The sequence below is a fragment of the Caballeronia sp. M23-90 genome (genome assembly GCF_053574605.1).
Map to the genome: position 1 here is coordinate 1 of NZ_JBSIPA010000217.1, position 10,457 is coordinate 10,457.

9 protein-coding genes are annotated in these 10,457 nt (G+C 59.9%); 4 read left to right on the forward strand and 5 right to left on the reverse strand.

Going from position 1 to position 10,457, the window contains the following annotated elements; all coding sequences use genetic code 11:
- Window positions 1–112: 112 nt before the first annotated feature.
- The 4 genes from ACRXB1_RS20340 to ACRXB1_RS20355 all read left to right on the forward strand — a co-directional run bounded on the left by ACRXB1_RS20340 (window position 113) and on the right by ACRXB1_RS20355 (window position 4,221).
- Window positions 113–1,519 (forward strand): oxamate carbamoyltransferase subunit AllG family protein, encoded by a 1,407-nt coding sequence (locus ACRXB1_RS20340; protein WP_449493020.1) that lies wholly within the window; start codon window positions 113–115, stop codon window positions 1,517–1,519.
- Between the two features lie 18 nt (window positions 1,520–1,537).
- On the forward strand, window positions 1,538–2,497 hold the full coding sequence (gene arcC, locus ACRXB1_RS20345) for a carbamate kinase (RefSeq protein WP_449493021.1): 960 nt from the start codon (window positions 1,538–1,540) through the stop codon (window positions 2,495–2,497).
- Window positions 2,498–2,558: 61 nt separating this feature from the next.
- A complete protein-coding gene (locus tag ACRXB1_RS20350; RefSeq protein ID WP_062168378.1) occupies window positions 2,559–2,957 on the forward strand; it encodes an allophanate hydrolase-related protein in 399 nt (132 codons plus the stop codon).
- A 28-nt stretch (window positions 2,958–2,985) separates the two neighbouring features.
- Window positions 2,986–4,221 (forward strand): cytosine permease, encoded by a 1,236-nt coding sequence (locus ACRXB1_RS20355; RefSeq protein WP_449493022.1) that lies wholly within the window; start codon window positions 2,986–2,988, stop codon window positions 4,219–4,221.
- 1,112 nt (window positions 4,222–5,333) lie between these two features.
- Here ACRXB1_RS20355 and flhA read toward each other — a convergent pair.
- The 5 genes from flhA to flgA all read right to left on the reverse strand — a co-directional run.
- On the reverse strand, window positions 5,334–7,436 hold the full coding sequence (gene flhA / locus ACRXB1_RS20360) for a flagellar biosynthesis protein FlhA (RefSeq protein WP_062168376.1): 2,103 nt from the start codon (window positions 7,434–7,436) through the stop codon (window positions 5,334–5,336).
- On the reverse strand, window positions 7,433–8,653 hold the full coding sequence (flhB, locus tag ACRXB1_RS20365; protein ID WP_449493023.1) for a flagellar biosynthesis protein FlhB: 1,221 nt from the start codon (window positions 8,651–8,653) through the stop codon (window positions 7,433–7,435). Before flhB ends, flhA begins: the two co-directional genes overlap by 4 nt.
- A gap of 488 nt (window positions 8,654–9,141) precedes the next feature.
- Window positions 9,142–9,585: a flagella synthesis protein FlgN gene (locus ACRXB1_RS20370; RefSeq protein WP_449493024.1), complete on the reverse strand. Its 444-nt coding sequence runs from the start codon at window positions 9,583–9,585 to the stop codon at window positions 9,142–9,144.
- A 98-nt stretch (window positions 9,586–9,683) separates the two neighbouring features.
- Window positions 9,684–10,022 (reverse strand): flagellar biosynthesis anti-sigma factor FlgM, encoded by a 339-nt coding sequence (flgM, locus tag ACRXB1_RS20375; RefSeq protein WP_062000642.1) that lies wholly within the window; start codon window positions 10,020–10,022, stop codon window positions 9,684–9,686.
- A 189-nt stretch (window positions 10,023–10,211) separates the two neighbouring features.
- Window positions 10,212–10,457: flagellar basal body P-ring formation chaperone FlgA (gene flgA / locus ACRXB1_RS20380; RefSeq protein ID WP_449493025.1), on the reverse strand; the 246-nt coding region annotated here is incomplete at its 5' end.

Below are 10,457 nucleotides of genomic sequence, written 5' to 3' on the forward strand. Positions count from 1 at the left end.
TGCCAGGTCGACATCTTGCGCGAGGCCCGCGTGCTGGTCGCCGGGTGCAACGCGCAGGCTGCGCTCTGGGCATCCCACATTGCTCAAATCCAGGCGCAAAAATAACGGAACCATGATGAATACGCTATTTCAACAGCCACTCCAAGTGGTCAACGCGGGCCTGGCCAGTTTCGCCGATAACCTCGCGCTCGCCGGCGGCGATGTGATCAACCTGACCTGGCAACCGCCCGCACTCGGCGATGTCGACGCGGGGCTCGCCCTCGCGTCGCTGATCCGCCATCCGCTGGTCGAGCAGGCAAACGAGCAGGCGTTCCACCGATACATCGCGGCGCAACCCGTTCTGGTGGACGTGATGATCGCGTCGAACGCGATCGGTGCGATGTCGCAGAAGAAGCTCATCTTGCACGCGGGGCCGCCCATCGACTGGCCGAACATGTGCGGGCCGGTCAAGGGCGCGATCATCGGCGCGATCTTGTTCGAAGGATGGGCCGCGACGCATGAAGCCGCCGAAAAAATGGCGCAGGACGGCGCGATCCGCTTCGAGCCGTGCCATCACTATCAGGCGGTGGGTCCGATGGCCGGCATCATCAGCCCGTCGATGCCGCTGTGGGTGATCGAGAACAAGACGAACGGCCGGCGCACATTCAGCAACTTCAACGAAGGGCTCGGCAAGGTGCTGCGCTTCGGTGCGAACAACAGCGAAGTACTCGACCGTCTTCACTGGATGAAGGACGAACTCGCGCCTGCATTGAAGGCCGCGCTGAAGGTGCTCGGCGAAGTCGAACTCAAGCCGATGATGGCGCAAGCCCTGCATATGGGCGACGAAGTGCATAACCGCAATGCCGCCGCCACTGGGTTGCTCATCAAGCGCCTGATCCCCGCGCTGCTGTCCAGCGGCTTGCCCATCGACACGATCCAGCGCGTGACGGCGTTTATCGTGGGGAATGATCACTTCTTCCTGAACCTGTCCATGGCGGCCTGCAAGGCGATGATGGACGCCGCCCACAACGTCCCCTTCAGTTCCATGATCACCGTCATGGCGCGCAACGGCGTGAACTTCGGCATCCAGATGTCGGGCACCGGCGACCGCTGGTTCCAGGCGCCGGCCAATCCGGTGGAAGGGCTGTTCTTCCCCGGATACGGCGTGGACGACGCGGCGGCCGATCTCGGCGACAGCGCCATTACGGAGACAGCAGGCGTCGGCGGATTCGCGATGGCGTCGTCGCCGGCTATCGTCAAGTTCGTGGGCGGAACACCGGCCGATGCCACCAATAACAGCCGCCGGATGCAGGCGATCACCCTCGGCGGGAATCCGGCGTTCACGCTGCCGGCGCTGAATTTCGCGCCGACGGCCGCGGGTATCGATGCACGCAAGGTCGTCGATCGCGGCATCCTGCCGATCATCAACACAGGCATTGCGCACAAGCAGGCGGGCGTCGGGCAGATCGGCGCGGGGATTACCACGGCGCCGATGCCGGGGTTCATCGATGCCATTCGCGCGCTGGCCGAATACGTTTAATCCACACTGGAACACACCATGACGAAGCCTCTGGCGATCGTCGCGGTTGGCGGAAATGCGCTGATCCGCGACGATGAACACAATAGTATTCCTGATCAATATGAAGCCGTGATCGAGAGCGCGGGACACATCGCCGAAATGATCGAGGCAGGCTGGGACCTGGTGCTCACGCATGGCAACGGGCCGCAGGTCGGCTTCATCTTGCGGCGCTCGGAACTTGCCGCCGACGAAGTCCGTCCCGTTCCGCTCGACTATGCGGTCGGCGATACGCAGGGCGCTATCGGCTATATGTTCCAGAAGGCGTTGAGCAATGAGTTGCGACGACGCGGAATCGATCGTCGCGTGGTCACTGTTGTGACGCAAACGCGCGTGAGCCGCGACGATCCGGCGTTCCGTAATCCGGCCAAACCCATCGGCGCTTTTTTCGATGAAAACACCGCGCGCAGGCGCCAGCAGGAACTCGGGTGGACGCTGATGGAGGACGCGGGGCGCGGCTGGCGCAGAACTGTCGCTTCGCCGCAGCCGCTCGAAATCATGGAGCGCGAGGTGATTGCCTCGTTGCTGGCGCAGGGTTGCATCGTGATTGCGTGCGGTGGCGGCGGCATACCCGTCGTGGTGGATGACAGGCAGCAGATCTCGGGCGTGGAAGCGGTGATCGATAAAGACCTGGCTTCCGCACTGCTCGCCGAGCAACTCGGCGCCGACCTGCTGTTGATTCCCACGGGCGTTGAACAGGTCGCGATCAACTTCGGCAAACCGGAACAGCGCTGGCTCGATACGTTGAGCCTTGCCGAAGCGAAGATCCTGATCGCGCAGGATCAATTCGGCGCGGGCAGCATGCTGCCGAAGATCGAAGCGATCATGCGGTTCGTGACGCATAGCCGTGCGAACGGCGGAAACGGCAAAGGCCTGATTACGAGCCCTGATGCGATTCGTCGCGCGCTCGACCAGAAAACCGGTACATGGATCACACAATAGGTTTTCGTAACTTACGTACTAATTATTTAGCAATCCAGATTTATTAACGAACGATAAAGGCATGTCGATTATGGAAACCACCCTGCTTGCCGTCAACGGCACGCTGATGCGCGGACTGGAATTGAACAAGAACATGATCGCCGCGCAGGGCGTCTTCCTTCGCGAGGACCATACCGATGCGCACTACCGGCTATGGAGTATCGGCGATCGTCATCCGGGAATGATCCGCGTCGCGGCTGGCGGCACGTCTGTCGCGCTCGAGATCTGGGCGTTGCCGCTGGTTTCGTTCGCCGGTCTGTTGCTGAGCGAGCCGTCGGGATTGGCGATTGGCAAGGTCACATTGCGTGACGGCACTCAAGTACTCGGCGTTCTTGCCGAACCGTGGCTTGTTGAAAACCAGAAGGAAATCACGTCGCACGGAAGCTGGCGCGCCTACACCGGCCATTTCTATTCCGCGTGAGCGAACGAGACTTTCAAGGACTATTTGTATGCGTGAAACTAGCGAACGTTCGAATACCGCGCCCGGACATCGCATTGCCATGATTTTGCTGGGCATTGCGGTGACGCCGGTTCTTCTTTCATCGTCGAGTCTGGGGAGTCAGTTGTCCAGCTCGGCGTTGATCAAGGTCGTGGTGCTCGGCAGCATCATCTTGACCATCCTGTCGATCATCACCATTTGCGTGGGTGAGAAAGCGCGCATGCCGACGTATGGAATCGTGAAGTACCCGTTCGGCGAGAAAGGCGCGATTGCGATCAACATTCTTCTTGCCGTCAGCCTGTTCGGGTGGATCGCCGTCACGGCCAACATGTTCGGGCATTCCGTGCATGACCTCCTTGCGCAACACGGGCTCAACCTTCCGGTGCCGATTCTGGTTGCCATCGGATGCGTGATTTTCGTCGCCGCGACCGCGTTTGGCTTCGAGTTACTGGGCAAGGTCGCGCAGTTCGCGGTACCCGTCATTGCGTTGATGCTTGCGTATTGTCTTTACGTCGCGGCGCATGGATCGGCCGAGGTGCCCGTGCGGCTTGCGGAGATGAATACGGGCGTGGCGGTATCGACGGTTGTTGGCACGATCATCGTGCTGGTCGCCACGTTGCCGGACTTCGGCAGCTTCGTGCATGACCGCAAGCACGCGATCATTGGTGCGGGGATGACATTTCTGATTGCGTATCCGCTGTTGTACTGGGCGGGCGCGACGCCGAGCGGAATGACAGGGCAGAGTTCGTTGCTCGGGTCGATGGCCGTGTTCGGGGCCGTCCTTCCGGCTGCATTGCTGCTGATTTTTGCTACTGTAACGGGCAATGCAGGGAATATGTTTCAGGGGACGCTGGTTGTATCGACCTTGTTCACGCGGTTTCCCAAGTGGCAGATCACCGTTGCGCTGGGCGTTCTTGCGGTGATCGTGGGGAGCATGGATATCATGGGATGGTTCATCCCGTTTCTGCTGTTTCTTGGAATTGCGACGCCGCCGGTGGCGGGGATTTATATCGCGGATTTTTTGCTTTATCGGCGCAATGGGTATGACGAGAAGGTGCTTGTGGCCGAACCGCAGATCAAGGTGATGACGTTTGTTGCGTGGATCATCGGATCGATGGTCGGGTTTTTGACTGTGAAGGACGTGTTTACGTTCACGAGTATTCCTTCGGTTGATTCTATTTTGGTCGCTTGCGCGTGTTATGCGGCTTTTAGCCGGTTTTCGAGGGGGGCGTTGGCGGCGGGGTGACCTGGCGGTCGGGGTTGGTCTTGGGTTGGTGCTCTTGAGGCTACCGCGCGGTTTGTTTTGGCTGATTTCTTTAGCACTGTTAGCCACTGTCCGTGGCGGGACTTCATTTCACGGGTTTTGCGCTGGCGCTTGGGTACCGTTATTTGCGGTCGGGGTTGGTGCCGGGTTGTTGCTTTTTAGGTCTTCGCGCGTTTCGTCTTGGCTGATTTCTTTAGCACTATTAGCCACTGTCCGTGGCGGGACTTCATTTCACGAGTTATGCGCTGGCGCTTGGGTACCGTTCTTTGCGGTCGGGGCTGGTGCCGGGTTGCTGCTATCTAGGCTACCGCGCGGTTTATTTTGGCTGATTTCTTTAGCACTGTTAGCCACTGTCCGTGGCGGGACTTCATTTCTTTTTCCAACGGCGAAAAAGAAACGAAGCAAAGAAAACGCCTCTCAACCGCTAGTTCTTAAGTGTCCCGAGCGTGCACGTACAACTGTTTGGTACTTCACAAGAACGCTCGACGCCGGACTTAAGAACACTTGAAACCCTCCCCCTCCGTCAACGGCAACCCACACGCTTCGCCACCAGTGTGGGAATCCGTTAACCAGGCTTCCGCGCTGCGCGCCCTGGCGCCCAAATGGAGGGGCTGGCTGTACTGGTTCCGTTTTGCCCGCGCGAGCCTGGGACCACCGGCGGCAAAGTCTCGGCAAGTTCAAGATGCTGTAGCGCCGTCACGTGCTCAACCCGTTGTTTACTTGGGCCAGGTTTCCGTATTGACTGCCACAGTTACTGGTGGCGAAGCGTGTGGGTATCTGTTGACGGAGGGGGAGGGGTTCAAGTGTTGGTGGTTATGGCGTCGAGCGTTCTTGTGAAGTACCAAACAGTTGTCACTGCACGCTCGGGACACTTAAGAATTTGCGGTTGGAAGGCGTTTTCTTTGCTTCGTTTCTTTTTCGCCGTTGGAAAAAGAAATGAAGTCCCGCCACGGACAGTGGCTAACAGTGCTAAAGAAATCAGCTAGAACGGAACGCGCGAAGACCTAAAAAGCAGCAACCCAGCACTGACCCCGACCCCAACTCCGCCCCCGACCCCTCCAAACCCTCCCCCAGCGCCAGCGCCCCCGCCCGCCCTACCCTTGCGCTCCAATCAAATTCACCACCTTGATTCCCCGCGTATCCGGCACCTCCGCATACGACAACACCTTCAACTGCGGCAAGCTCCTGCGCAGGAACCGCGCAAGCATCGCCCGCAGAGAATGCTGCACAAGCAGCACCGGCGGCAACCCGATATTTTGCTGCCTCATGATCGCGTTCTGCGTCGAATTCAAAAGCGTCTGTGCCAATCCCGGCTCCAGCCCCGGATTCGCCCCCGTCGATAAAGCCTGCGACAACACCCGCTCAAGCGCCGGGTCCAGCCCCATCACCTGCAATTCGCCACTCCCCGGATACCACTGCTGCGTAATCGCGCGGCCAAGCGCAAGACGCACGGCGGCGGTCAGATCGTGAGCATCGGAGATCTTGGGGGCGTGTTCCTGAAGCGCATCGACGATCGTGCGCATGTCGCGAATCGGCACGCCTTCATCCAGCAAGTTCTGCAGCACCTTTTGCAGCGTGGTCAGGGCCATGACCTTCGGCACCAGATCTTCGATCAGCGTCGGCGTGTCCTTGCCAACGCGTTCCAGCAACGCCTGAACTTCCTGACGCCCGAGCAACTCGGCGGCGTGCGTCACGACCAGATGATTCAAATGCGTGGCGACAACCGTGCTGGCATCGACGACCGTATAGCCGTAGACCTGCGCCTGCTCACGCAAATTCGTATCGATCCAGACAGCCGGCAAGCCGAACGCCGGGTCTTGCGTCGGGCTGCCCGGCAGCGTTGCCGTGACCTGACCCGGATTGATTGCGAGCCATTGGCCAGGGAACGCTTCGCCCACGCCGACTTCCACGCCTTTCAACGCAATCCGATACCCGTTCGGCCGCAATTCCAGGTTGTCGCGGATATGAATCACCGGCGGCAAAAAGCCGATTTCCTGCGCGAATTTCTTCCGGATGCCCTTGATGCGCTTGAGCAACTCGCCATCGGTATTGCGGTCGACGAGCGGAATCAGCCGATACCCCACTTCAAGCCCAAGCGGGTCGATCATCGCGACGTCGTCCCAGCTCGCTTCGCTGTTTTCGACCGGTGCGGCGGCAGGCGCCACAAGTTCGGTCACAGCGTCCGCTTTTTTCTTCGCCTGGGCGCGCTGGTTCATCGTGCGTGCGGCATAGACAAGACCGCCGCCAAGCAGCAAGAACGCGAAATGCGGCATGCCTGGAATCAACCCCATGACCCCGATGATCACGCCCGTGATCATCAGCACGCGCGGGTTGCTGAACAACTGCCCGGTCAACTGCGTACCAATGTCTTCTTCGGTTGCCACGCGCGACACGATCACGCCGGCGGCCGTCGAAATGATCAGTGACGGAATCTGCGCGACGAGACCATCGCCGATGGTCAGCAGCGTGTAGTTCGTGGCCGCGTGCGCGAAGTCCATGTCGTGCTGCAACATCCCGACGATCAACCCGCCCACGATGTTGATCACCATGATCAGCAAACCGGCGATTGCATCGCCGCGAACGAACTTGCTCGCGCCGTCCATCGAACCGTAGAACTCGGCTTCTTGCGCGACCTGCACGCGGCGTTTGCGCGCCTGATCTTCGTTGATGAGGCCGGCGTTCAGGTCGGCATCGATTGCCATCTGCTTGCCCGGCATTGCATCGAGCGTGAAGCGCGCGCCGACTTCCGCAATCCGCCCCGCACCCTTGGTGATCACCATGAAGTTGATGATCATCAGGATCACGAACACGACGATACCGACCGCGAAGTTGCCGCCCACGAGGAAGTGGCCGAACGATTCGATGACCTGGCCGGCGGCATCTGGACCGGTATGGCCTTCCAGCAACACGATTCGCGTCGATGCCACGTTCAGCGACAAGCGCAGCAACGTGGAGAACAGCAGCACGGCAGGGAACGCGGCGAAGTCGAGCGGCTTTTGCGTGTACATGCTGACAAGCAGCACCATCACGGAAAGCGCGATGTTGAACGTGAACAGCAAGTCGAGCAGGAACGCCGGCAACGGCAAGATCATCATGCCGAGGATCATGCAGATCAGCACCGGCCCGGCCAGCGCCCTCAAGTTCTGCGTTCCCAACGCCTCAGGGCGCTTCGAGAAAAATCCGGCGCGCGCGTTCATGCTTTGCTTCCTTTGACTGATTCGTTTTTAGCGGCTTCTTCAGCCAGCGTTTCTGCAGCTTCCTGATCGGCTTCGGATTCGGGGACGTTGCCTTTATCGAGTTCCGGGGGAACCTCGAGGTTTTCCGGTTCGTCCGGCCGCTCGCCGCCGTTTTCCTTGAACTTGCGCAACTGATACACCCACGCCAGAACCTGCGCGACCGCGCCGTAAAGCGCGCCTGGAATTTCGCGATTGATCTCGACGTTGTGATAAAGCGCGCGAGCGAGCGGCGGCGCTTCGAGCAGCGGTATGTTGTGCTCGCGCCCAAGTTCGCGGATGCGTGCCGCCACGAGGTTCACACCCTTCGCAACGACCTTCGGCGCGCGCATTTCGCCATCGGCATATTTGAGCGCGACGGCGAAGTGCGTCGGGTTCGTCACGATCACATCGGCCGTGGGGATTGCCGTCATCATCCGGCGGCGCGCGGCTGCACGTTGCTGCGCACGAATGCGTCCCTTGACGTGCGGATCGCCATCGCTTTCACGATGTTCACGCTTCACTTCCTCTTTGCTCATGCGCAGCTTCTTGGCATGCGTCCAGAGTTGGTAGGGGACATCGAGCGCGGCGACCAGGAACAAGCCCGCGATCGCCATGCCGCAGCACACCACGATCAGGTGCATGGCATCGGCGAGGGCGAGGCTCAGCGGCTTTGTCACGAGACCGAGCACTTCTTCTTTCCGATGCCACATCGCCCAGCCGGCAAGCCCGCCGACAACCAGCGTCTTCAGAATGGACATGCCGAGCGCGATAGGCCCTTGCGACGAGAAGATCTTGCCCAGTCCGCTGATCGGATTAAGCCGGCCGAAGTTCGGAGAGAGCGGTTTGGTGGTGAGAAGCCACCCGCCGAGCGCCATGGGCGCAATGACGGCGGCGAGTGCGGTCAGCGCGAGCACGGGAAAGAGGGCGAAGAAACCTTCCTTGCCGGCTGCTGCTGCGCCGATCAGCATCTGGTTGGTATCGAGTACGGTGTTGTGGTTGAACGTGAGCGCGCCGCGCAGGATGGACTGCAGATGCTGGTTGATCGGCCCGGACATGCCATAGACGCCAAAGAATCCCGCCGATAACAGCGCAAACGAAGCCAGTTCCCGTGAGCGCGCGACCTGACCTTCCTCCCGCGCCTTATCGAGGCGCTTGGGAGTTGCTGATTCGGCCTTTTCGAGATCGCTTTCTTCTGCCACGTCGCTGCACTCCGGTCAGCCGGCCTTCGATGAAGACCTGAGCTTCTGATCCAGTGAAGCGATTATTGCGAAAAGCTGACCGTGACCATTGGCTGATCAGGGCGGAGAAAGGGGGGTAATTCGGAGAATGAAGAGGCGACGCCCCGCCGGTTGACCGGTTGATTGTCACAGACACTGGTGGCGAAGCGTGTGGGTATCCGTGTTCGGAGGGGGAGGGTTTCAACTGTTCGATGTTATGACGGCAACCGTTTTTCTGAAGTACCAAACAGTTGTCAGCGCACGCTCGGGACACTTAAGAATTAGCGGTTGGGAGGCGTTTTCTTTGCTTCGTTTCTTTTTCGCCGTTGGAAAAAGAAATGAAGTGCCGCCACGCACAGTGGCTAATAGTGCGAAAAAGAACAGCCAGTACGGAACGCGCGAAGACCTAAAGAGCAACAACCCAGCACCAACCCCAACCACAAAACACCCCCCACTCAAGCGCCAGCGCCCTACAACCCCAGTACCCCCGGTACCCGCCCATCCGGCCCATAAAACGCCGACTTCACTGGCGCAATGGTCAGCGCCGCCAGCGCCGTCCGGTTGTACTCCATGCGAGTACGGATCAGCACGCCGTTATTGTTATTGCTGCGCTTCGCCCGCCCGGCCACGTCCAGCAATTCCTGCCAGCGGGCAATCAAGGCTTCATCGCCAATAACGGCCTGTTCCATGCCCGCAAACCCCGGGGCCAGGCCCAGCGCGCCGAGCTGCTCATCGCGCCGGCGTTCGAGCACGGCGATCTGCCCGGTCAACGCAACCTTTTGTTCGATGATCGAAGGCAGCGTCTCAAGCGGCGATGCAGCCGTGAGCGCCCTCTCTTCGTAGGCAAGCAGCGATTCAAACGCCTCTACAGCGGCGATTTCTTCCGTTACGGTGGCAAGCAAAGCGTCTTTCATGGGCGACTCGCTAAAAACTCCGGCCCGCGCCAAATGGCGGTGCCAAGGTCAATAAAGCCGCCCGGCGCTGCGTCGCCGCCTGTAAAGCGACGTCGTGCTCAGCCGCCGGTCGGCGGGGATTGCGTCTTCAACAACTCGCTCGCGCTGGACAAGATGCCGTCGGCGATCTTGCTCGAATCGGCCTTGTAGCTGCCGTCCGCGATCGATGCCTTGATCGCCGCGACTTTCGCCGTGTCGATGTCGGCGCTGCTCGACGTACGCAAATCCGTCGACAAAGCCGACAAGCTCACCGTGGAATTCGAGCCGCCCGTGACGCTGGTGGTGGCCTGAGGTCCGTTGGTGGTGCCCGGCGTTTGCGATTCGGCTTGCGCCGCACGTTGTTGCGCAGCTTCCTGCAATGCTGCGATCTGGCTGGTGTTGCTGGAATCGATTTTCACGATGGTCTTCCCTGACGATGTGATCCTTTTATCGGCGAAGCGGTGTAAAAACTTAACCCCTTGCGCCTGCCGGACCACCCGCTGCCGGGTTACATCGGCTGGAACGCCTTATCCCACAAGGCTTCCGGCTAATTGAAACAAAGTGCAACAAGTGAGGGTTACCCCACATAAGCCGCTCAAGCCCGGCTTTTACAACTGGATTTCGACCGTCGAACTGTCCTTCACAATGCCCGTAATGATCTGTCCCCCAGCCGTTTTCACACGAACTTGCTGGCCAGGCGCGGCGTTATTCATGGCGCTGCCTTCCGCGGATATCGAAAATCCGGCGCCGCTCGTCACCACATGCACCGACGATCCAATTGCGACCGAACTGGCGCCGCGCAGCATGTCGGTGCGCAGCGGCAAGCCGGCGACGATCCGCGACAAGGTCACCGA

What these genes read in the sequence shown, in the direction of transcription:
- ACRXB1_RS20355 (WP_449493022.1), top strand. Translation starts at nt 2,986, where the DNA reads ATGCGTGAAACTAGCGAACGTTCGAATACCGCGCCCGGACATCGCATT.
- ACRXB1_RS20350 (WP_062168378.1), top strand. Translation starts at nt 2,559, where the DNA reads ATGTCGATTATGGAAACCACCCTGCTTGCCGTCAACGGCACGCTGATG.
- arcC (WP_449493021.1), top strand. Translation starts at nt 1,538, where the DNA reads ATGACGAAGCCTCTGGCGATCGTCGCGGTTGGCGGAAATGCGCTGATC.
- ACRXB1_RS20370 (WP_449493024.1), bottom strand. Translation starts at nt 9,585, where the DNA reads ATGAAAGACGCTTTGCTTGCCACCGTAACGGAAGAAATCGCCGCTGTA.
- ACRXB1_RS20340 (WP_449493020.1), top strand. Translation starts at nt 113, where the DNA reads ATGATGAATACGCTATTTCAACAGCCACTCCAAGTGGTCAACGCGGGC.
- flhA (WP_062168376.1), bottom strand. Translation starts at nt 7,436, where the DNA reads ATGAACGCGCGCGCCGGATTTTTCTCGAAGCGCCCTGAGGCGTTGGGA.